Below are 24455 nucleotides of genomic sequence, written 5' to 3' on the forward strand. Positions count from 1 at the left end.
CACTAGCAGTTTATGCAGAAGGAGTCGTTAAAACCTTGCGTACATCTTCAAATATTTCCGGTCTGTCGGCCAACACAATTAAGTGATCTTGCGCTTGTAATTGCGTAGCGCCATTAGGAGTTATATAACTGCCATCTCGCTTGATCATTGCGATAATAGCATTTTTAGGAAATCCTAAAGCTACAATTTGTTTATCAACGGCTGCACAATTGGCGCTAATGGTAAATTCTTGCATTTCGGCTTTGGGATTTTCAGTTAAAAGCATATCGGTAGCCGATAACTTTTTGGAGGTTTCGGGTAAGCCTACATGTAGCCATTTGGCAACAAGTGATAAGGTAGTACCTTGGAACAATACCGAAGTGACTGAAATAAAAAAGACGATATTAAACATCATATTCGCTTTTTCAATTCCGGCCAATAAAGGATAGGTAGCAAAAACAATAGGAACGGCTCCTCGCAAGCCTACCCAAGAGATGTAAAAACGCCTGCGTAATTTCATCTTAAAAAATATCAAGCTTAAGAATACGCCAATAGGGCGCGCTACAAAGATTAAAAATAATGAGATAAGCAATCCTATTCCCATCACCGGAATTACTTGCTTCGGAAATACCAACAAACCTAATGTCAAGAACAAAACAATTTGCATAAGCCAAGCAAGACCATCATACATTTTTAAGATGGTTTTTTTATGTATTAAGTCTTGATTGCCGAGGTACACGGCGCAAATATAAATAGCTAAAAAGCCATTTCCGCCTAAAAAATCGGTTGCTGAAAAGGTGATAAACATCAACGCAATGACCAGCACAGGATACAATCCTTCAAAATCTAACTTGATTTTATTGATGATAAATTTACTCGCCTTACCAAATAAAAACCCACCTATTCCGCCTACAAGCATTTGCTGTAAAAACATGGGGATGATGGATAAAATACTCTGGTCTTGGTTGATAACCAGTGTTAAAAAAGCCAGTGTTAAAACATACGCCATAGGGTCGTTACTACCACTTTCAAGTTCTAGCGTAGGGCGCAGATTGGTTTTTAATGCCAAACTTTTGGAACGTAAAATTGAGAATACGGCGGCCGCATCGGTAGACGATACAATAGATCCTAATAGCATGCTTTCATAAATGGTAAAATCGGTAAGAAACCAAACAAAGGTTCCTAGGGAGACCGCAGTGAGGAGCACGCCCAAGGTAGATAGGGCAATACCTTCTTTTAGTATGGGTTTGACCGCTTTCCAGTTGGTGTCTAGTCCTCCGGAAAACAAAATAAAGTTAAGCGAAACAATACCAATAAATTGAGCTGCTTGGGGATCGTCAAAACGAATACCGCCAATGCCTTCAGAACCGGCCAAAATTCCGATTGCCAAAAATAATAACAGCGTAGGAACACCAAATTTATACGATGTTTTTCCCACTACAATGCTTATAAGCAGTAGTATGGAGCCTACCAATACAATGTTTTCAATCGTTAAGTTCATAGCGTGGCATTTCGGTTGCCGTTTTGCAAAGATAAAAGTTCAGGAAAAAGAATGGAGGTATATACCTTTTTATCTTATTCTTTTAGTTTACCAATTAATTCACTATCCTTTTTTTACAGAATTTGTAATAAACTAATTTAATATTTAATTAGGGTGTAATTAACACATTGTAAGGTATATAAGTTATATATTAGAGTTAGTAAAGAACTTTGAAAATTTTGTTTATACCTAAAAAAAATGATAGTCAGTAAAAAGGTTATAAAAAGTATGAAAAGCTTCGTGAGGAAGAGATGAGTAAAGGGATAAAAACTCAAATTGTGCTAATACACAAAACTTGAGTAAGAAGAGGGAAACTAGCGAAACAGTATGAAAAACGAACTAAAAACAGAATTATTCCAACAAGAAAAAAGTAAATTATTATAGTATTAGGGATAACGATGAGTTACTTACAGAACTTCGAAAATATTAAAGAATATGAATAAGGAAGATCAAAATGAAAAACATGTAGTAGGGGATGAAATGTATCAAAAAAAAATGGAAGGAGAAACACATAACCGTAATGAAAAAGAATCTTCTAAAAACTGGTGGGAGAAATTAAAATCATTATTTCAATAATTTATTTAAATAGTAGGATATGACAAAGCCAAACAAATTTCCTAAACAGTCTCAACAACAACCTGGAAGGGAATATACAATGATACCTATTCCAGAAATAATACGTAATACGTATAAAGGGAGTGATAAATTAATCAATAAAGTAGCTTTTATTACTGGAGGGGATAGTGGTATAGGTAGGAGCGTTGCAGTGCATTTTGCTCGAGAAGGAGCAGATATTGCTATTGTATATCTCGAAGAAAATGAGGATGCAAAATTTACTAAAGAATTAGTTACTCGAGAAGGAAAACAATGTTTATTACTACAAGGAGATGTAAAGAAAAAAAAGTTTTGTGAAGAGGCCATAAGAAAGTGTGTGGATACTTTTGGTGGTATCGATATTGTAGTGAATAATGCCGCAGTTCAATTTCCTAAAGATCGCATCGAAGATATAACTGATGATCAATTACAAACAACTTTTCAGACCAATATATACCCGTATTTTTATATTGTAAAAGCAGCACTTCCGTATTTAAATGAAAAAGGCGTATTTATTAATACAGCTTCGGTGACTGCTTATCGAGGAAGTGGCCATTTGTTAGATTATTCTAGTACCAAAGGAGCTATTGTAACCTTTACCCGGTCCTTAGCAAAAATGCTGGCAGAACAGAAAATTAGAGTCAATGGCGTAGCACCTGGGCCTATTTGGACGCCTTTAATACCGGCTACTTTTGATGATATTACAGATTTTGGCCAAGATACGTTATTAGGAAGAGCAGGACAGCCAAGTGAAGTAGCTCCGGCATACGTTTTTTTGGCTAGCGACGATAGCAGTTATATGACAGGTCAATTTTTGCACATTAATGGAGGAGAATTAGTAGGAGCGTAACTAATAAATAAAGATGGAAATAGAGTTTACTGATTTTTTATTGAAAAGCACTGCTGCTTTAGTTGCAGGGTTTTGCATGGGATTGGAACGCCAAATGAAAGGCAAACACGCCGGATTAAAGACTAATATGTTGGTTACAATGGGTGCAGCGATTTATGTGATGATTTCTATGACGTTTATAAACCATGAAACTACAGATATGACTCGTATCATAGGACAGATAGTAGTAGGAGTTGGTTTTCTGGGAGCTGGAGTAATATTGAGAAGCAATAATAAAAGAAAAGTACAGGGGTTGGCTACGGCAGCGACTATATGGTGTTGTGCTGCAGCGGGGTGTCTCGCTGGTATGGGAATCTACAACGTTTTAGCAGGGTTCACAGTATTAGTCGTTATTGTTAATATTGTATTTGGATATTTAAATAAAAAGGTTAAAATGAATGATTAATTTGAGAAACATGTCTCAAAATAAGGTGGAACAAAAGCATACAAATTGCTATACATTACCATCAATTTTATTTTATAATGGAGTACGCTATGGGTTTAAAACTTCCACCGTTGCTATCTTCAGCTGAGCAAGCAGTTAGGCCTACAATAAGATCCATTAGGGCTTCAAATTCAACATAATCTCCTGCCTTACTCAATGGTGGCTCTACTGTTATAGTACCGGTTTTATTTATTTGCACATTCATAAAAATGTTAAATGCAGTAGGTATATCGTCTGGTTCAATAGAATAAGAGGCTAAATGAGTATATAAGTTTTCGAAACAACTAGGGTGGTAACCTTTGTGTTGATACATTATAGAAAATGTTTCGGGACTACACGGTGCTAATAAAAAATCATTTCTTCCGTTAGTATCTTCTAGAATTTTCATCATCTGGTTGCTTCGATTACTCCATAGATGGTGATCTTTAGTTATAAAGATAGATTCTTCAAAATCTAACGTTTTACCAGAAGATATTTTTTCACGAATATCGTTAGCATTAAATAAGACCATGTCGCTTACTTGTTGCCCAAACGGATCGATTACCCTTAGTTTTTCTCCCTTTTTTAATATGAAAGCTGTTCCTGATTGCTTGGGAATTTCGTTTACCATGTTTTTTTGTATGAGTGAATTTGATAGTATCTAAATTTTATGATGAATGATTATGAAAAGGACATTTCCAATTGTCTTCTGTTTTTCGTCCGCTGTATTGCCTTGCTTCACTTGTAGAACCAAAGTCCTCAAGCATTGGGTTGATTGATCCTTGTTGTGCTTTATCTCGTTCTCGTATACGCTCTTTCACAACTTCATAACTACCCATTTCTCTTAATTTTTCAAATTGCCAATGTAAATTAAAAGCAATGGTAATAAATGGACTTTGACGTGCTTTACGAGAACTGTTAGGGTGCATCCCAACTATATAAAAAGCTTTTCCAGCAATACTAAAGCTAAACGTATCTTCTTCAGGATTTGAAGAGACTGTATCGTCCCAAATTTCTGAGTCCGAATCGTGAATATGTTGTAATAACTCCCATAATTTTTGTTCAAATTTAATTTCAGAGTCAATTTTAATAGTAGGAAATACCGCTAAAAATGTTTTAAAATCATTACTCTCAAAATCATAAGCGTCTATATACTTTTTAATATCAGAAATCAATTTTCGAGCTGTACTTTTAGTTGCAAATTCATCATACGCATGTAAATCTACTGCCCCCATTTTAAATACAGTTTGAGCCATAATACAAGGATGATCTTGTTGTAAGATAAAATTATTAAAACGCTCTTTTATATTCTGAATAGAAATTGTGTTATCAACTTCGAAGCTCGATACTTTTGTTTCCATGATTGGTTGTTTTGTTTAAAATTAAACCATCCACATTTATTTAATGTAAGGATTAAGAAAGGTTTATACGTATTTTAAAGAAAATTAACAACAGCACAGAAATATCATCACTTGCTGTTGTACCGCAACATAATATATACCATGCTCATATTTAATAACAAAGAGAGTCCGTTGGTTGCGATGATAGCAATATCTTTTTTAAGGATGCCATAAACTACCCACAATCCTACACCTATTATCAGGATGGTAAACATTAATGGAGATATATCATCTACCTTTTTTGTTTTCCAAGCTTTTATAAGTTGTGGTACCACCGCCAAGGTTGTGCATACTCCAGCAAAAAGACCTAAAAACATTGTAAAATCCATCGTTATAGAGAGGTTCAATTTGTAATTATTAGTAAAATCAACTTTAAGTATACAGCTCTTTTTTGGTGCGATTACTCAACTTATCTTATTTATGAACTTTTTTATTTGGGGTTCCGTTAAATTTCGGAACAGGTCTTTGTTCTTTTTCTTTTTCAGTTACCACCGCACCGTTTTTTTTAATATCGTTTAATAACCATTGCATTTCCTTAATTTCTTTGCGTTGCGCTTTGCTAATTTTAGCTGCAAGTTCTTGTACCCTCAAATCTTTTATTTGAGACCGCTCACTAGTTAAAATTGCAATAGAATGATGAGGTATCATACCTTCCATATAGTCAGTGCCTGAAACAGTTACTTGACTTCTGACAAGCCATAATGAAGTTATCATCATTAGAATACCAAGTGCTAGAATGGTTCCATTTAATAATCTATCTTGATACATAGGTAACATATACAATAGCATTATAATTACCATAGCTCCGCCCATAAGTAAGGCCATAAATAGGCGAGTTTCACTAAACCAAAAATGATCTAGTATTTGATATGAGTGAAGGTACATTAAAAAAAACATTACAACGATTGAAGTTCCAACCATTGCAAAGAATATTATATATTTTTTTGTTTTATTTGGTGTTGAGGCCATATATATTGATTTTAACGTATCTATAATTACACTATTCAAACAGGTGTTTTATATTGATAAATTAACTGTGTTCATCTTCGTCATTATCTTTATTGTCTTGTACTAAGTAATGATTCTTACCTAATCCTACAATATGGATAATATTAGTGACGGTTCCGTAAAGCATTAAGATAACTGCAATCATCATCCCGCTTATTACAGAAGAAAAGAATAAGGTTGTCCAGTATATCATGGTATACCATGAAGTGGGTACATTGTTTGCTTCAGTTATAGGGATATTAAATAGTTGAAATAATATAAGAGCGCTTACAAATAAAATAGTATCAAATTTTGCTATAGATAACACTTGAACATAATGGTCTTTTTTCAATTTTGAATCAGTTCCTGTACTTATTCCCAGTAGGGTTAATAACAATGCAAGTATGGTTGCTGATGCCAAAATTATTGTATTACACAACATGTTAATTCCCGATAGCGAGGTGCTTATTAATTTTTTAGCCTCATATCCGGTTAAATTTCCTAATAAAAAAACACCCAGTCCAGTAAAAAGAGTAGCTATTAGCCCTCCATACAGGGCTCGTTTATTTTTTTTAAAAAACTGTTTCATTGTATATTCGATTTAGTATGTATATTCTTTACATATGAAAATTTAACATCATAGTCTCTTGTTATAAATCAATAAGTGATAATTTATTTATGTTCTATTTACATCGGTAAGTAACCAGGGCTCAATATGTGCATCTGCGTTATTTGAATGAATAACGACAATGTCTCCTGTTGTTTCAAAAACTACTGCCTGTACTTCAGATAGTGATAAAACGTTGGCTTCTCTTAGTTTTGATCGTAAATCTCCTTTTGAAACCCGAGCTTTACGTAGATTATCCTCTAAGATAGTAGAACCATCCATTAATAATAACGGGCTATTATCAATTGCTTTTTTAAAAGGTTCCCACCGTCTGCAAATAGCAGCAAGTAATTGAATAGCATAAATCATAAAACATCCAAAGATACCTTCTAATAAAGAAACAGAATGAGAGAGTATAGTTGTAGCTATGAGCGAACCTACTGCAACGGTCATAGCAAAGTCAAAACTCGACATTTTTGAAAAACTTCGTTTTCCAAATATTCTCGTATACACTATTACAGCTACATATATACCAATAGTTGTTAAACCAATAGCTGCTAGCGTTGTGAAATTAGTGGTAAACCATTTTTCCATAGTCTATTAAGTATTTACGTATACGTTATTTTATTTGGAGTGGCCTTGATAATATTCTGGTGATTTATTCCAGACTACTGCCAAAATACCGAATAATACAGTTAGAAAATAGAATGTATTTAAGGGCGTGTGGTTATAATATAGATAACTAATTGTACCTATGATTAAAAAAAGTATTGATAAGGTTGTAAATAAAATTTTCATATTATTTTTTGTTAGTTACCAATAAAGCTAATAATTTAATAGGTTAATAAACAGATGTTTATGATTTAATTTAGAGTTTTTAAGGGAAGTTTATACTTTATGTATATGTGAGTCCAGTAGTACCTAAAATATTAACATATCTCGATTGCTATATGCTAGTTTATTTAATAATCAAAAATTTGAGTACTTTTAATGGTTTGTAATACTCGTTATGTTATTTCTACTTGTAATAATCTCTACTGGAATACTAGCTACGTTAACCATGACGGCTTTCAGCTATGGTCTTTCTTTTTTTACACATACTAATTTGAGAGAACCACAACTAATTAATTTATTGATAGAAAAACTACCTTTCCAACCTTTAAAGATTGGAAGAGAACACGTTCTAGGATGGGTTATCCACATTTTAATAGGAATATTTTTTGTTCTTTTTTTTAAATTAGGTATTCATTTACTTCACTTTTCTACTACCCCAATTACGGGAGTTTTATTTGGGTTGTGTATTGGAGTATTAGGGATTGTTGGATGGGAAATAGGTTTCTCTTTCCACCCCAATCCACCTAAAATTAATCGATTGGTATATTATCTTCATTTGCTTCTTGCGCATGTAGTATTTGGGAGCACAGTCGTTTTTTTAATTAATAAGGGGGTTTAAATGAATCCTTCATGTTAAATATAGTATATTGAAGGTAGTACTTGCATGGAGATGAGGTTTGTTATATACTAAATATAGTAGACCACCTATCAAGACAGTAATCGGAAAACTTACACTTGCCTTTATTAAAGATTACCGTTACTTTTACGCTCTATATATTAAGTTTGATACCATGTAAGATTGCTTACTACCCCATGAAAGCTTACTACTGCATTATACTAGTGTTTTTTGTTCTTCTCACCCATACGGTGTTGGGGCAGCAAAAAACGCAAGCAGATATCATCAAACAAATTGATCTAGGGATTGAAGCCATGGGAAACAAGGAACACCTTGCTTCTATTGAAACCTTACTGGCAGCAAAAGAAACAGCACTTCAACACGATTGGCACGTACAGGCTTTTAATGCTACCCTAAATATAGGCACCAATTATTATATCATGCTAGATTATGGCGAAGCCTTGCAGTACTATCTACAAGCGTATGAGATAGCCATCAATCATCTGGGAGCAAAACAAAAAAAGGTGATTTACAATAACATTGGGGTTTTATACATTGAAGAAGGCGATTTACTGAAAGCAGAAGAATATTTTCTGAAAGCCTATGCCATTTCTAAAGAAATGGGGGAAAACGAAGAGATAGGCGCTTGTGCGGTAAACCTTGCCCTTTTGGCCAATGAGATGGGAAAACTTGACCTTGCAGCTTCCTATATAGAAGAAGCCGAACCCTTACTTAAAGAAAAGAAGAATGTTATTCTCTTAGCCAAAATAGCCAAAGTTAAAAACCTATTACTACAAGATGATTTACTAGCTGCTGAAGCCTTAGCATTACAAATCTTACCGCAATTAGATAATCTTTCTATAGTGGCACATGGAGCTACCGTTAATTCAAAAATTACCTTGCTGTTAACCATCAGTGATATCTACAAAGCGAAACATAAATATGCTTTAGCTCGAGACTATGCCCTACAAGCTAGAGCGCAACAGCCCAATATTGAGGCACGTATTGATATCTATGAGCAACTGTCAAATCTCTATACTTCTTCAGAGTTATTACCGGTAGCAATGGCGTATAAAGATTCTATGTTGCTGGCTACAGATTCATTAAATGCTAAAAAAAACGGGGCACTTTTTGAAAGTGGAAACGTTAAGTTTCAAATTCAAAACTATAAAAATGAACTCATAGAAAGTAAAAAAGCATTAGCCGAAGAAAAACAATTTTTATACAAGCTTATTATTGGTGTTGTGGTGGTGATGGGCTTTTTAATTTGGCTGTACAAAAACAACGCTTTAAAACACAAGCAGCAAAAAAAGATCATCGAGTTAGAGCTCAACAAAGAGAAAAATGATCATTTAATCTTAGAACAACAACGGCAACAGCAAGAGGCGATGGCATTATTAGAAAAAGAACGCCTTAAAAATGAACTGGAGCGAAAAAATAGAGAGTTAACCGCCAAAGCTATGTCTGTAGCAAGTAAAAACGAACTTATTGAAGAGGTGGTACAATCGTTATCCAGTAATTCAAAAATAGAAAGCGATAGGCAGTTAAAAACTCAAATTAATGATTTGAAAACACACCTTCGGAAAGATACGCAATGGGATAGTTTCTTTACTCATTTTGAAGAGTTAAACCGAGGTTTTCTAGATAGGCTTATGGCAAAACATCCCAAATTGACTTCCAATGACATTCGGTTTTTAACATTTATCTACATGAATTTAAGCTATAAAGAAATAGCATCGCTCTTGAATATCACTTCGCAGTCGTGTAGAAAACGAAAAGAACGAATTTCCAAAAAAATGGACATCCCAAAAGACAGGTCGCTTCAAGCTTATCTATCAAGCATTTAGAGGGTGTTGTCACCTTTTGATTTGCACATGTCACAATTTGTCCAGCTGCATTTTAGCAATTAAACAGCTTCAACTTCTATATTTATCAAACCATCAACGTATGCATGTTGAGCATACCTATATTGAACGCTTGCTGTATAAAAATGCAATCGTATGAAGGTTTTTTTATGAGCTTATACTAGTTGCTTCGCTCAATAGGTACCTAACCGCTAAAACTAATTTTAAATTTTAATTATATGAGACGAATTACAATTACAAAACACATTTTTTTATTAGTAGGACTACTAGGTTTTACCGCTACTGCTCAGTTTACTGAAGTGGCAAAAGTGGTAAGTGAAGATAGAGAAGGCAGAGCCGAGTTTGGTACTTCGGTGGCTATTCATGATGAGGTAGCTGTGATAGGAGCATCACGAGAGAACTTTGCATCCGGTGCAGCATATACCTACGTAAAAGATACCGACGGAAACTGGAATTTTTTACAAAAACTATCTGCAGCAGATTCAAATGAAGGGGCTGAATATGGAGGTGGAGCCAAAATTAATGGCAATCACTTAGTAGTGGCAGCCGGAAGAGCTGATGTAGATGGCGTGATACGTGCCGGAGCGTTATATGTATATGAGAACACAAATGACGCTTGGGAGTTATCAACAAAGTTAGTGGCTTCAGATTACAGTGGCGATGCAAAGATGGGAATGAATCCTACCTCTATTGCCATGCAAGAGAATATTATTGTAGCCGGAGCACCGGGAGAAAACAGCTGGACAGGTTCGGTATATGTATTTACGTATGACGGAACCGAGTGGACTGAAGCACAAAAAATCACAGCGCCAAGTCCTCAAATTTCAGATGCGTTTGGAATTGGCGTTGCCATTGCAGGCGATCAATTGGCAATTGGTGCCAATCAATTCAACGGAGCAAAAGGAGGCGTGCTTTTATATACCAAAGATGCTAGCGGCCAGTGGGTGTATGATCAAACAATCGAAGCATCAAACGGCGTAGCGCAAGATTATTTCGGTTCGTCAGTAAGCATGACTGAAGATCAAATGGTAGTAGGTGCGTATGGAGTTGAGGCCGAACAAGGTGGTGCTTATGTATATGAGAAAAATTCGGAAGGAATTTGGGAAGAAGTTCAAATCCTTTCAGGAACACCATCTACAGAACGTGTTCAGTACGGGTGGGATACCGATATTCAAAAAGACTACATTGTGGTAACAGCACCTCATATTTACGGTTTTGAAAATACAGAAACGTATTTATACAAGCGTTCTTCAACCGGTACGTGGGAAGAAGAGCAACGTATTCAAACTTCAGAAGGTAGTGAAGAAGATTTTTACGGTTGGTCTGTAGCCATGTATGAAAACCAATTGCTTGTAGGAGCGCCTCGAGATGATTTTGACAGCAACGGTGATAATGAAATGGGAGATGCCGGAGCAGCTTACTTTTTCAACAACCCTACGATGCTAGGCGGTATTACAACTGCTACCGAAGAGGCATCGTTTACTATGTATCCCAATCCTGCGAATGATGTAGTAACTCTTGAAAGCGTTTCCATGCCTATATCAAGTGTACGTGTGTATACTATTCAAGGTGTATTGGTATCACAACATACAGCTTCAGCTCAACAAGTACAGATAGCTACAGCTTCATACAGCAGCGGAGTGTATATGGTAGAAACGACATTTGACAACGGTACGCAACGCGTGCAAAAGTTGATTAAAGAGTAAGAACATTTCATTTCAACAACCTTATGAAAAAGCGCAAATTGTTGTCTCTATTGTGCTGTGTGTTTATTGCCTGGCAAAGCACAGCACAGTTTACAGAGCATTTTGATACCGAAATACCTCGAGACTGGACAGTACTTGATAACGATGGCCAAGGAACCACTTGGCGACATCAAGCAAACGAAGGATACCAAGGTGGAGGCGGTGTACGAATCACCTATGAGGACTTAGCTCATGATGATTATTTAATATCACCGCAGTTTACGGTTTCCGGCGGCATGACCGATTTGATTACATTCTATGCCGGAGGTACAGGCCCTACCTTTCCTGAAACGTTTGATGTAAAATTGTCTACAACCGGTACAAATCCATCAGACTTTACAGTTGTGTTGGGTTCTGAAACTACCACTGCAGACGTAGATGACCTAGGAGAATACAACGAATATGCCTATAACCTTTCCGATTATATTGGTCAGGATGTTTACATAGCTATTGTGGCTACAACCGTTGCAAAATTTAAGCTGTATGTAGATGAGTTTTCAGTAACAGCTTTGCCTAGTTGCCCAAAACCAACGAGTATTTCAGCTTCCCATATTACGGCAATGTCTGTTGATTTACAATGGAATGCCGGACATAGAGAGTCTGAGTGGCAAGTAGTGTACGGTCCGGAGGGATTTGACCCCGAACGAGATGGAGATACTCAAAGCGTTACTACGGTGTCGGCTACCACCCTTACTACTTTGAATCCGAATGATGTGTATGATATCTATGTAAAAGCTATATGTACGCAAGGATCAGACGAAAGCGAATTGGCAGGTCCGTTACAAATCGCAACCCCATGTGCACCGGCACGTACCCCATTTGAAGAGGGGTTTGAAGGCGGGTATACAGACGGTATGCCGGTAGATGGATGTTGGACGCAAGAAGTTATCACCAACACCTTTTGGCAGGCCAATTCATCGCTTACTGATAGCAACCGAGCTCCTCGAACCGGAAATTGGAATAGTTACCTTTCCTACGGAAGTGAATCGTGGATGTACTATCCGGTATCGGTTCAGACGGGTGTAGACTATACGCTTACGTTATATGCCCGACAAAGTAATACGAGCGGAGCAGAAATTTCGGCAAGCTATGGAACTGCAAATACAGAAACGAGCATGACGGAAGCAATCATACCGGTTACACAAATAACCGATGGAGATTATCAAGAGGTAAGCGGTTCGTTTACAGCAACACAATCCGGAACTATTTATATAGGAATCAAAGGGAAACTTATTGGCGGTTTTTTCCCATTCTATATGTCGATTGATGATGTTTCCTTTATAGAAACGCCTAGATGTACCAAACCTTCCAATTTACAAATTGACACTCGAACGGCTACGTCAGCAACGATTAGTTGGACGCCGGAAGGTAGCGAAACTGCGTGGTCGTTGGTGTACGGACCTCCGGGATTTGACCCGGCAACTGAAGGAACCACCGTACCGGTAACGACCAATCCAACTGTTGAAATAACCAATTTAACACCGGCAACGCCTTACGCTATTTTTGTACAAGCACAATGCGGCGGAAGCGATGGCGATAGCCCTTTTACCGGTCCGTTAACGTTAAAAACACGTCCGGTAAATGACCATATTTGTGATGCCACAGCCCTCGTGGTTGATGGGGAGTGTACAGCAGGAAGCTTCAGCAATGTAGGGGCATCTCTAGAAGCCAACGAACCTCAAGGTAGTTGTTTTGACGCGGCAGGAGACCAGACGGTTTGGTTTACATTTCAAGCACCACCAAGCGGAAACGTTACGGTGACAACAGATTTTGAAGGCGGGACCTTACGAGATAGCGAATTGGCTGTATATGAAGCGCCGGATTCATGTCAAGATTTTACCACAATGGGAGCAGAGATTGGATGTGACGAAGATGGTGGTACAACCGGCACCGGGTTTATGTCTACGGTACATCTTGTTGATTTAATTCCGGGTGTTACTTATTATGTACAAGTTAATGGGTTTGTAAGTTTTGATGCAGGTACGTTTGAAGGCGATTTCTGTATTGAAGTACAAGACGACGGACCTACCTGTGCTGCGCCAACCGATGTGACAGTTAGTGATATTACCGCCAGTACAGCAGCCGTATCATGGACAGCTGGTGATCGTGAGCCAGAATGGGAGTTGGTATATGGTGTTACAGGGTTTGATCCCGAAACCGGCGGTACTTTTGTAATTGATACCGATGGTGTTTTGGGAGAAACTCTATCCGATTTAACGCCCAATACTACGTATGACGTTTATATTCGTGCTATTTGTAATCCTATTGATACCAGCTTTTTAAGTGAAGTAGCCACCTTTACAACCTTAGAAGCGTGTCCGGCTCCTGAAAATAGTAGTGTATCGCAAGTAACAACTTCCGAAGCGCAAGTAGATTGGGACGCTAACGGAACTGAAACTCAATGGGAAGTAACGTATGGGCCACAAGGGTTTGACCCGGCAACAGAGGGACTGTATGTGGTTGATGCCGATGGTACTCCGGGTATTTTGCTAACCGGATTAGACGATAATACATTTTATGATGTATATATACGTGCCTTGTGTGATGGAGGTGTAGAGAGTGATGTGGTAGGTCCCACATCGTTTACAACCTTAGAGCTGTCACTACCTTCGGTTAAATTTACGTCGTTTGCGTATTATCCAAACCCGATGGCAGATACGCTGCATCTTTCAGCTCAAGACCCTATTGAGCACGTGGTTATATATACTGTATTAGGTCAAGTTGTAACAGAGAAAACTTCGGTTTCCTCAGAAATAACGCTTGACACCGCTTCATTAGCTCCGGGGGTTTACCTGATGAAGGTGACTATCGATGGTGAGAAAAGAAATTTTCGCTTACTAAAAGAATAATGTATCCTATTTGGTAAGTTGGAAATTGTTTGTAATTTTTTCTTAATAATTAGACTGCCTGTTATGGGCAGTCTTCTTTTTTAGAAACGTATCGTTCGCCAGTTGGAATGTAAGAAATTTACATCCCTACAACAAGATTGATTTCTTTGGTCGAAAATTGGCAGATTTTTATAGCTTGAAACGGTATTTAAAACTATTTTTGTTAGGGCAAGATCAAATGGAAGAAAAAAAATCAATAGCCGTCTTACCATTTGTTAATATCAGTAACGATATTGATAATGAATATTTTAGTGATGGTATCACTGAAGAAATTATTAGCGCTTTAACAAATATTAAAGAGCTAAAAGTTATAGCCAGAACCTCTTCATTTGCTTTTAAGGGAAAATCTATTGATGTTAGAAAATTAGGTGAACAATTAAATGTAGCCACTATTTTAGAGGGTAGTGTGCGAAAATTTAATAACAGGGTTAGAATATCAGCCCAGTTAATAGATACCGAAGACGGAACACACTACTGGGCACAAAACTTTGATAGAGAGCTTGATGATATTTTTAAACTACAAGACGAAATTAGCCTCTTAATTGCTGACAAAATACGAGAAAACTTTGGCCATTTTGATGTTGATGACTCATTGGTGATCCACCATGCAATTTCTACACAAGCGTATCATGATTACCTGAAAGCAAAGAAATTAATCTCTTTATTTAATAAAGTAGATGTATTAAAAGGCATTTCAATTTTAAAAGAAATCATAGAAGATTTCCCCGATTTTGCCCTGGCACATGTCCATATACATTATGCATATAATATTCTTGCTGCTGGTGGGCTTATGCCGGTAAAAGAAGCTTTTGAAATAGGCAGTACTTATCTACATACAGCGCATCAATTAAATATAGAACTGCCGGAAGTACACCACTCCCTTGGGTGGGATGCCCTCAATAAAAAATGGGATTTTAAAGCTGCCGCGTTGCACCTTAAAAAAGCATTGCAATTAAAACCGGGCTACTCAGATGCGCATCAAAAACTTTTTATCACCTTGATTCTTGAAGGTAATCTTGAAAAAGCCAATTTTCATATACAGAAAGCCTATGAGTTAGACCCCTTACATGACCTCAATAATTACTTTATGGGCTATAATGCCTATATCCATAAAGATCAAAAAGCAGTTGCCCATTATTTCAATAGGTGTTTTCAAATAAATTCTAAATTCATTGTAGGATACGGTATTTACGCATTGGCATTGGCGTATCAAAACAAACCTCAAGAAATCCTCACCCTAGCCGATCGTATTCCTGAAATGGATGGTTCAAAAACAGAACAGTTAATCATGACCACCATTGCCTATTGTTTGTTACAGGACTCGCAACAAGTAGAAGCTCGTGTAAAGGAACTAACTTCCTTACTCAATTCTGACAGTAGAGAGCGTGTTCGGTTTTTCTTACTATACATTCATACCTTATTAAAACAATATGATAGGGCTTTACAGTTAATAGATGAAGGTATCTTACATAAGGAGCCGTTAATGACCCTCCTTAAAGTAGACCCGTTATTACAACCGTTACATTCTTTTGAGCGTTTTAATAAACAACTAGAAACCATATTTGCATTATCCAATGAAAATCAATCAAACGTAGAACGGGTTGAAAAACAATTACTGTCACAAGAGCAAATAGCCTATGGCAAACGCGCTATCATAGCTTTAATGGAAGAGGAGCAGTGTTTTTTAGATACTACCTTGTCCTTACGAACGGTAGCAAGTAAAATCAATATGCATCCCAATCATGTATCGTGGTTGCTTAATGCGAGTTTCAAAAAAAACTTCAACGACTTCATTAATACCTATCGCTTACAGCACTTTAAAACCATTGCCTTAAAACCTGAATTTAAACACATCACTATATTAGGGTTGGCTTACGATAGTGGTTTTAACTCCAAAAGTGTGTTTAATACATTTTTCAAAAAAACAGAAGGAATTACCCCTAGTAAATGGGTGCAACAACATATCAAGTAACTGTGTGCCCACTATATTCCGAACGTTCTGAAATGTAATTCAGTACGATTTTAGAGCCAACTTGTTTCATCTTTGCTTCATCAATTAAAATAGTATATGATGAAAAAACAAGTAGTACTGCTGGTTCTTATAACGCTCTTGAGTTATACGAATCATGCACAAACCAGAATGATTAAAGCCAATGATACCATTAGGCAATTTACAATTTACAGCTCATCAAAAATTAAAGCAGGTGAAAAAGCCCCCTTGCTTCTTAATTTTCATGGATCCGGTATGACAGCCTTAGAGCATATGTTTTATACCAATACCAATGCGTTAGCAGAAGCCAAAGGCTTTATTGTTGTGTATCCACAAGGTTTACATAATGATTGGAATGTAGGTTTTGAACAAGATTACGACACCGGAACCAACGATGTGGCGTTTATAAAAACGCTATTGCAAAAATTACAAAAACACTACCCGATAGATACCGATAGCATCTATGCAACAGGACTTTCCAGAGGTGGATTTTTTGTTCAGCGATTGGTTGCAGAGTTGCCAAATACAATTAAAGGCTTTGTTTCTGTAGGCGCACCTATGCCAAATGAGGTTCACAAACGCATGCAATCATCAGAAGCTGTAAAAGCGATGTACGTTCATGGTACAGCCGATGAAGTGGTGTTGCCTGATGGTATGGATTCGGCGTACCTCCCTGTTGCTAGGTGTATAGCGTATTGGAAGAAGCGGAATAAAACAAATGACAAAGCTACCCATACCAGCTATGACAAGGTGGATGATGGCACTTCAATTTCGGTAGAAGCGTACGACACCGTAGCCTATATGAAAATTAAAAACGGGGGGCATACGTGGCCTAATTCTGATCCGTTTAACGTGGGGTTTCCGTTAGGTAAAACAACTCAAGACATCCACTTTAATGAATATTTATACGCTTTTTTATTCCACTAAATCAATTAAAAACAAACAGTTATGACAACGTTACACCGTATATTAACAGCAAGTGTGTTACTAGTATTTACCTTCTGTACATCGTGTTCACAAGATGATGAAGCTATTTCAACAAACACCGACTATACCACCGCCGAAGATCTATTATCTGAAGTTGAGTTTCAAGGATATGCCATTATAACCAAAAACGGAAACGACCTTGTGCGCCGTGGTTTTGGTTTGGCCAATACAAACACACGACTACTGCACGATTACAACCTAGCCTACCGCATAGGTTCGGTTTCCAAAACGCTCACTGCAGCAGCCATTGTTCAATTAAAAAGAGACGGATACCTTCGTAGTTTTGATCAAACCATACACGAGTTTGACCCAACGTTTCCGTACGGCAATCAAATCACGATTGCCCAACTGTTATCACATCAATCCGGTATTCCAGACTATCAACATCTGGTTGAAGCAGCCTACGAACAAGGTCAGGTTTTGGATGAAGAAGCGATATATGAAGTGATTATAGCATTGATTTCAGAAAACGGACTCAATTTTTCACCGGGTGAAGGCAAACAATACAGCAATTCAAACTACCTTATCGCAGCCTTGTTGGTAGAAGAACTCACAGATATGGCGTATCACGATTACATTCAGCAAAGTATTTTCAATCCTTTAAACATGACTCATAGCCATAGAGGAACCGATGTGATTGACACAACCACACATGCCGAAGGCTATCACAAAGGAGATGCTAACAGTACGTATCCTATGAACATTGCTTTTGGGGCCGGGGATTTCAGCAGTACCCCAAAAGATATGGAAACTTGGACTCAAGCGGTGCAAACAAACTGGTTTACAGCTGCTGAAAAAGCCGAGATATTTGCTAAAGACGTACCCAGCGGTTTTGTTGATTTTGGGTTAGGCTGGTTCACCACACAAGAAGGAACTACCACACTGTATTGGCACGGAGGCGATATTAACGGCTATTGGAGTATGATAGGTTTTATCCCAAAACACAATGCTACCCTCGTATTGTTGAGCAACCAGCAAGATGATACAGGTGCGCAACGCAATGCCATCTTGGAGCAATTATTAGCTAATGAGTTCCATTAATATGATATAAGCCATGAAACATACCAATATATTAGTAGCCGGAGCAACGGGCTATTTGGGCAGGCATTTGGTTCAGGTTTTAATTGAAAAACAAAACCACGTTGTAGCTATTGCTCGAAATCCAAATCAGTTGAAAAATACCAATGAAAATTACCTGGAGATAAAGCAAGCTCAAGTTACACAACCCGAAACCTTACGAGACATGTGTAAGGGGATTGATACGGTGATATCCACCGTAGGGATTACCAGACAAAAAGATGGGTTAACCTATATGGATGTCGATTATCAAGCCAATATGAATATCCTTAATGAGGCAAAAAAAAGTGGCGTTAATCATTTTGTATACGTTTCGGCCATTCATGGAGATAGACACCGCGACTTAAAAATCTTTGAAGCCAAAGAGCGGTTTGTAGATGCATTAAAAGCGTCAGGATTATCGTATACCATTGTAAGACCCAATGGTTTTTTCTCAGATATGAAAGACTTTTTACAGATGGCACAATCGGGACGGGTTTTTGTATTTGGATCCGGAAATCAGCTGTTTAATCCAATTCACGGTGAAGATGTAGCCAGAGCAATGGTAGAACACTTAGGAACCTATAATACCGAAATAACCCTAGGTGGTCCGGATGTTTTAAGCCTAAACGAAATAAGTAAACTAGCCCTGCAATCGCTCAACAAACCTGTAAAAATTACACATCTGCCCGATTGCTTAAGGCGATTGACTATTTGGGTATTGCGTACTTTTACCTCTGTTAAAACCTATGGGCCTGTTGAGTTTTTCCTAACGTTAATGGCCAATGATACTGTAGCGCCTCCATATGGTAAACACCGATTAAAAGAGTATTTTAGACAAGAAGCTCACAAACTAATCCAGTAATGATATGAACATACCAGATCCACATACCGTATTTCCGTTGCCCAATTATAAAAACCTATGTTTTTTAAAAAACTGCGTTACCAATCCCAACATTGAGGTGGGGGCATATACCTATTACGATGATTTTGAAGACGTTTCAAACTTTGAAAAAAACGTCAAATACCATTTTGATTTTATAGGGGATAAGCTCATAATAGGTAAGTTTTGTATGATTGCTTCGGGTGCCACCTTTATTATGAATGGAGGCAACCACCTAACCGAAGCCACTTCGGCCTACCCATTTGCTATCTTTGGTGGCGCGTGGCAACACGCCATGGAAGGCAAAGCCTATTCAACCAAAGGCGATACTGTCATTGGTAATGATGTGTGGATTGGGCACGATGCTACCATTATGCCCGGTATTCACATTGGTGACGGTGCGATCATTGCTACCAAAGCCGTAGTGACAAAAAATGTAGAACCCTACACTGTTGTTGGTGGCAATCCTGCAAAACCCATTAAAAAACGGTTTTCTGAAGCTACCATTGCCAAATTACTACAACTACAATGGTGGGATTGGGATATTGAAAAAATCACCAACCATGTAGATGCGCTTACCCGCCATCCTGAAACGTTATTTTAACCGCTCCCCATACCAACTCGTTTCTTAGGCTTACCCATAGCAGGTAAGCCTTCTTTTTTTGAAATACATCACGATACGTACGGAATTTCAAAAAGGTGCCAAATCATAATTCAGAACGACTGGCTTTTGATTCTATCTCATCTTTGTACCATCAAAAAACGAACAATTAAATCTATATCATTATGAAAAAAATAGTATGTATCTTAGTAGCTATGTATGCGCTTCAAGGAGTTGCGCAAGACACCCAACAAGCTGTTACCAACGAGTCAGATTTAAAATACAGGGTTAGTTTCCCGGCCATTATTTTAGGAAATATTGGTAAAGGAGGCGAACGAACCAACACCCAGCATATTGAGTTTCACGTTAAACGAGAACTAGACCCCAAAAACATCATAGGTATAAAATTTGCTACTTGGCGTTTGTTTCAGCCTATGGGCATTCAATGGTGGGACGGTCTTAAAGACAAAATAGATTCTGAAACCGAATTTTATCCCGGCTACTTACGAGAAACAGGAATAGGGGTTTCGTATCAACGTATGCTTTGGAAAGGTTTATTTGCATCGGTAGAAGTATTACCACAATACCAAACGTATTTAGACCTTGATTCCAATAAAATAGCAAACGGTTTTAAGTTGTACACTTCCTACCACATTGGGTATCACATTGCCTTCGGAAAAAAGAAACGCATTTTTATCGAACCTCAAATTCACGGGCAAAACTGGATGTTTGATACCAATACCCCCGATGGGTTTAAACGCCTAGACAACAAATGGAAATCGTATTTTCTGTTTGAGCCCAACTTGTATATTGGTATTAAGCTGTAACATGTTAAAAATAAATGATATGAAAACGGTCTTTATAGGGTTCTTGCTGTTAGTAGGGGTGTCTGCTGCTGGTCAGCAAACGATACCTTCTAGCATTGAACAGCTGGTTACGGCCCAATTTGAAAAAGAACACATTCAAAGTGGTATCGTGCACGTATATTCTAAGTCTCGAGGGCTCAACATACAATGGGCCAACAGTAAAGAAGATACGATTACAACCCACAGTCCTTTTTACACGGCAAGCATCACCAAGTTATTGACAGCAACAGCCATTGGGATATTACAAGACCAAAAGAAGCTGCATTTTGATGATAGCGTAGCTCAATACCTGCCACCATCCCTTTTGAATAAGCTGCATGTGCTTGACGGTAACGAGTATTCAAATGATATTACCCTTGCGCACCTATTACAACATACCTCGGGATTGCCCGATTATTTTACAGATACCACGACGGACAACAGTCCTAATGTAATCAATCAATTACTACTAAAGCCCAACAAGGTATGGTCACCGGAGGAGTTGATACAATTCACAAAAGATAAGATGACGCCTCATTTTAAACCGGGACTTGGGCATTATTATACAGACACAGGCTATGTATTATTGGCCTTGGTGGTTGAAACGGTAAGCGATATGCCCTTCCATCAATTTTTGCATCGGCACGTATTTCAGCCGTTGGGTATGACTCATTCTTATATCAACTTAAAGTCTACTCCCATTGACAAATCCCTTCCTATGGCTGCATTTTATGCCGGCACTCATAAGCTATCGGCTATACCTAGTTTAAGTGCCGATTGGGGTGGAGGCGGTCTGGTGTCAACAACCCAAGACCTTATCACCTTTTTTAAAGCCTACCACGCAGATGACCTTCTGCAAAAAGAAACCCGTTTGATGATGCAAAACTGGGTAGATGAAACGGTGGGGATGCACTATGGTTTTGGCATACGAAAGGTATCTTTTAGCAACCTACTCGATACAGAAACATCCTTACACGTTCTAGGACATAGCGGTAGTACAGCTTCCTTTTTGTGGTACTGTCCAGAGCTAGACACCTATGTTTCAGGAACCTTAAATCAGTTGGAAGCTTCCAAAAATGCATTACTTTTGGTATATGATATACTCCATGTGATAGAAAACAACTAACGATATGAATGCATTTCAAAAACACGCGCTGTGTCTTTCCATTATAGTAGGAGGGATGTGCCACGGATTCCTCGCACAAACACTAGAAAAAAAGGAATGGCAAGAAGACCTAAAGGTGTATAAAACCTCTTTGGAAGAAAAACATATAGACCTATACCATTCCATATCGAAAGAAGCGTTTCAGAAAGAATGGCAAGCCATATATGAGAATGTTGATACAAAAAATGATTTTGAAATCATCTTAGATTTGATGCGTTTAACAAGGCGCATCAACGATGGCCATACGGCTATTTCCTTACGAAATAAAGCCCTACATCGTTTTCCTTTCAAACTAAAACAACTAGAAAACAAGTGGTATGTAGTACAAACGTTGCCAAAACATTCAGATATCTTGAAAAGCAGCTTGGAGTCCATTAACGGCATTCCTATAGATACCATTGCCCAACAAGTGGCAAGCGTAGCGCAGTATGTTGAAAACGCCTATTCACTTACGGAAAGGACAGCAAGCTACCTGCCCATTTCAGAATTGCTTTTTCACCTACAGATACTGGATTCCCCTAACAAAGCTAGCTTCCGTTTCCGAACCCAAACACAAGAAGTTGTAGCGGTTGATCTAGCTGCTATTCCTGCCGATAGTTGGGAAGAACGCATAAAGGCTGAAGTACAGCTAACGATACCGGAGCTCACAATACCCGATGACGCTACATCAACGCTATGGTTTGCCCCAATAGCCGGAACAAAAGCGCTTTATATCCAATTTAAAGCGTACCCAACCTTTGAGGATATGCAGGCATTTGGAGAAGCGGTGGTTGCTTACATTCAGCAACACAACTTGCAGCGATTGATTATCGATATGCGAGAAAACGGAGGAGGGGATTTATATGTAGGTATCGTTCTGGCATATGCACTCAATCTTGCCGACTCCATCGATTGGAAAGATGGCGTGTATGTACTCACAAGTAACAAAACCTTCTCTGCAGCAACTAGCAATGCCGCCCTTTTTAATCAACTGTTACACGCTACTCTGGTAGGGCAGCCTACAGGCTCCAATCCTAACGGGTATCAAGATATGGATAGCGTCACGTTGCCACATTCTAATCTGGTACTTACCTATTCCAAAAGACTGTTTACCCTTTCCAATCAACCCAATACCGCACTGCAACCGGACATCCCAGTGTATCAAAAGCATAGTGATTTTGTAAACAATATCGATACGGTACTTCACGTATTGACACAACGGTTGTAAATAAACGATTAGCACCACCTGAAAACTCCCCCCTTGAGGGGTTACGGGGATGTCCACGCCTAGCCAGCTGTCATTCCGAAGCTGCCCCTTGTCATTCCGAAGGAGGCACGACTGAGGAATCTATGGTTGGACACTCAGTATATTAGATTGTTAGTAGGTTGGATTAGTATAAGTTTTTCACTACCCACTACTCAAAAGATTCTTCCCTTCGCTGCGCTGCGTTCAGAATGACAATCGAACTGTTATTCCGAAGCTGCCCCTTGTCATTCCGAAGGAGGCACGACTGAGGAATCTTTAGTTTGATTGTAGGGTATTAGATTGTTAGTAGGTTAGATTAGTATAAGCATTTTTTACTACTCAAAAGTAAACATAAACCGTCTGGTCGAGTGAATTTGAAGACGCGACAGCAGGCTTTAAATTTGTATCGAGACCTGTTTAATTCGTTCTCGATACATGTTTCGGTTCCGCTATCGCTTCACTGAAAAATACTCGAACTGACAGTGGTTGGTTATTATTGTGTTGGTCGAACACCCCTAAAGTCCCCTCAAGGGGACATGAAAAGACTCCCCCCTTGAGGGGGCTACGGGGGGTGTACAACCAATTCTAGTAAACTGTCATTACGAAGGAGGCACGACTGAGGAATCTTTAGTTTGATTGTAGGGTATTAGATTGTTAGTAGGTTGGATTAGTATAAGTTTTTCACTACTCACAAGTAAACATAAACCGTCTGGTCGAGTGGATTTGAAAACGCGACAGCAGGATTCAAATATGTATCGAGACCTGTTGCACACATTGGTTCTCGATACATGTTTCTGTTCCGCTATCGCTCCACCAAAAAACACTCGAACTGACAGTGGTTGGTTATTCATAGATGAAGAGAACATCCCTAAAGCCCTACTTCGATACACTCAGCACAGGCTCTTTAGAGGACATGAAAAGACTCCCCCCTTGAGGGGGGAATGGGGGGGTGTAACAGGTGTGCTTTATAAAGATTCCTTATATTATATATACTATATATACGCTATAAACACGCTATACATACGCTATAAATACAATATAAAGTAGCTTTTACCTAATATATAGTAGATAGTTTTAACATCCCTATATAGACTGGAAAAAGTCGTGGGTAATAGATGCGAATGCCACCTATACGATACGATTAAACAAACAACTACTTTTTTATCTATCATTTTTTTTATAGTTGTAATTTGCTGAGGTTGTATTGGTTAATAGACAGTTATGTATGCAGCTATGCCATCAAGCCACTTGAAATTATATTTTGATGCAACGAATTTTCGCTGAAATACTTTATATTTGGAAGAATACTCCCCTTTTTAGGCAAGATTCATACGA

At 38.1% G+C, this 24455-nt stretch carries 22 protein-coding genes; 15 read left to right on the plus strand and 7 right to left on the minus strand.

The features are described from left to right. Positions 1-10: 10 nt before the first annotated feature. Positions 11-1480 (minus strand): potassium/proton antiporter, encoded by a 1470-nt coding sequence (locus tag INR76_RS07735; RefSeq protein WP_223107337.1) that lies wholly within the window; start codon positions 1478-1480, stop codon positions 11-13. Positions 1481-1954: 474 nt separating this feature from the next. Here INR76_RS07735 and INR76_RS07740 point away from each other — a divergent pair, with 474 nt between their 5' ends. Genes INR76_RS07740 through INR76_RS07750 form a run of 3 tightly spaced genes read left to right on the plus strand, consistent with a single transcriptional unit; the run spans position 1955 to position 3408 of the window. Then, a complete protein-coding gene (locus tag INR76_RS07740) occupies positions 1955-2095 on the plus strand; it encodes a hypothetical protein (RefSeq protein ID WP_223107338.1) in 141 nt (46 codons plus the stop codon). A 19-nt stretch (positions 2096-2114) separates the two neighbouring features. Continuing rightward, entirely contained in the window at positions 2115-2963 is an 849-nt protein-coding gene (locus INR76_RS07745; protein WP_223107339.1) for an SDR family oxidoreductase, read from the plus strand. 13 nt (positions 2964-2976) lie between these two features. Then, on the plus strand, positions 2977-3408 hold the full coding sequence (locus INR76_RS07750) for an MgtC/SapB family protein (RefSeq protein WP_223107340.1): 432 nt from the start codon (positions 2977-2979) through the stop codon (positions 3406-3408). Between the two features lie 67 nt (positions 3409-3475). Here the strand turns inward: INR76_RS07750 and INR76_RS07755 are convergent, their stop codons facing one another. From INR76_RS07755 to INR76_RS07780, 6 genes are all read right to left on the minus strand, one after another. Next, the gene (locus INR76_RS07755) at positions 3476-4057 is read right to left on the minus strand and encodes a DUF1989 domain-containing protein (RefSeq protein WP_223107341.1); all 582 of its coding nucleotides are present in this window, start codon (positions 4055-4057) and stop codon (positions 3476-3478) included. 37 nt (positions 4058-4094) lie between these two features. Continuing rightward, entirely contained in the window at positions 4095-4787 is a 693-nt protein-coding gene (gene gntA, locus INR76_RS07760; RefSeq protein ID WP_223107342.1) for a guanitoxin biosynthesis heme-dependent pre-guanitoxin N-hydroxylase GntA, read from the minus strand. A 107-nt stretch (positions 4788-4894) separates the two neighbouring features. Then, positions 4895-5155 carry a SemiSWEET family sugar transporter gene (locus tag INR76_RS07765; RefSeq protein ID WP_223107343.1) on the minus strand — a complete coding sequence of 87 codons (261 nt, stop codon included), beginning with the start codon at positions 5153-5155 and terminating at the stop codon, positions 4895-4897. 85 nt (positions 5156-5240) lie between these two features. Then, positions 5241-5795 carry a DUF305 domain-containing protein gene (locus INR76_RS07770; RefSeq protein ID WP_223107344.1) on the minus strand — a complete coding sequence of 185 codons (555 nt, stop codon included), beginning with the start codon at positions 5793-5795 and terminating at the stop codon, positions 5241-5243. Positions 5796-5856: 61 nt separating this feature from the next. Beyond that, positions 5857-6402 carry a hypothetical protein gene (locus INR76_RS07775; protein ID WP_223107345.1) on the minus strand — a complete coding sequence of 182 codons (546 nt, stop codon included), beginning with the start codon at positions 6400-6402 and terminating at the stop codon, positions 5857-5859. Positions 6403-6489: 87 nt separating this feature from the next. Continuing rightward, complete coding sequence (locus tag INR76_RS07780) at positions 6490-7014, minus strand: DUF421 domain-containing protein (protein ID WP_223107346.1); 525 nt, start codon at positions 7012-7014, stop codon at positions 6490-6492. 415 nt (positions 7015-7429) lie between these two features. Between INR76_RS07780 and INR76_RS07785 the strand changes: the two genes are divergently transcribed. From INR76_RS07785 to INR76_RS07840, 12 genes are all read left to right on the plus strand, one after another. Then, a complete protein-coding gene (locus INR76_RS07785) occupies positions 7430-7873 on the plus strand; it encodes a hypothetical protein (RefSeq protein WP_223107347.1) in 444 nt (147 codons plus the stop codon). Positions 7874-8067: 194 nt separating this feature from the next. Beyond that, complete coding sequence (locus tag INR76_RS07790) at positions 8068-9717, plus strand: tetratricopeptide repeat protein (protein ID WP_223107348.1); 1650 nt, start codon at positions 8068-8070, stop codon at positions 9715-9717. Positions 9718-9953: 236 nt separating this feature from the next. Then, positions 9954-11441 (plus strand): T9SS type A sorting domain-containing protein, encoded by a 1488-nt coding sequence (locus tag INR76_RS07795; RefSeq protein ID WP_223107349.1) that lies wholly within the window; start codon positions 9954-9956, stop codon positions 11439-11441. A gap of 23 nt (positions 11442-11464) precedes the next feature. Next, positions 11465-14329, plus strand: coding sequence for a fibronectin type III domain-containing protein (locus INR76_RS07800; RefSeq protein WP_223107350.1), 2865 nt, complete (start codon positions 11465-11467; stop codon positions 14327-14329). A 157-nt stretch (positions 14330-14486) separates the two neighbouring features. Further along, positions 14487-16340: a helix-turn-helix domain-containing protein gene (locus tag INR76_RS07805; protein WP_255592538.1), complete on the plus strand. Its 1854-nt coding sequence runs from the start codon at positions 14487-14489 to the stop codon at positions 16338-16340. A 99-nt stretch (positions 16341-16439) separates the two neighbouring features. Further along, entirely contained in the window at positions 16440-17285 is an 846-nt protein-coding gene (locus INR76_RS07810) for a PHB depolymerase family esterase (RefSeq protein WP_223107351.1), read from the plus strand. Between the two features lie 21 nt (positions 17286-17306). Then, positions 17307-18386, plus strand: a complete 1080-nt coding sequence (locus tag INR76_RS07815; RefSeq protein ID WP_223107352.1) for a serine hydrolase — start codon at positions 17307-17309, stop codon at positions 18384-18386. Between the two features lie 13 nt (positions 18387-18399). Next, complete coding sequence (locus tag INR76_RS07820; RefSeq protein WP_223107353.1) at positions 18400-19266, plus strand: SDR family oxidoreductase; 867 nt, start codon at positions 18400-18402, stop codon at positions 19264-19266. A 4-nt stretch (positions 19267-19270) separates the two neighbouring features. Further along, positions 19271-19888: a CatB-related O-acetyltransferase gene (locus INR76_RS07825; RefSeq protein ID WP_223107354.1), complete on the plus strand. Its 618-nt coding sequence runs from the start codon at positions 19271-19273 to the stop codon at positions 19886-19888. A gap of 182 nt (positions 19889-20070) precedes the next feature. Next, positions 20071-20712 carry a hypothetical protein gene (locus INR76_RS07830; RefSeq protein ID WP_223107355.1) on the plus strand — a complete coding sequence of 214 codons (642 nt, stop codon included), beginning with the start codon at positions 20071-20073 and terminating at the stop codon, positions 20710-20712. Between the two features lie 19 nt (positions 20713-20731). Then, on the plus strand, positions 20732-21856 hold the full coding sequence (locus tag INR76_RS07835; protein ID WP_223107356.1) for a serine hydrolase: 1125 nt from the start codon (positions 20732-20734) through the stop codon (positions 21854-21856). A gap of 55 nt (positions 21857-21911) precedes the next feature. Next, positions 21912-23102, plus strand: coding sequence for a S41 family peptidase (locus INR76_RS07840; protein ID WP_223107357.1), 1191 nt, complete (start codon positions 21912-21914; stop codon positions 23100-23102). Positions 23103-24455: the final 1353 nt, after the last annotated feature.

The sequence above is a fragment of the Marixanthomonas sp. SCSIO 43207 genome (assembly GCF_019904255.1).
Taxonomy (GTDB): domain Bacteria; phylum Bacteroidota; class Bacteroidia; order Flavobacteriales; family Flavobacteriaceae; genus Marixanthomonas.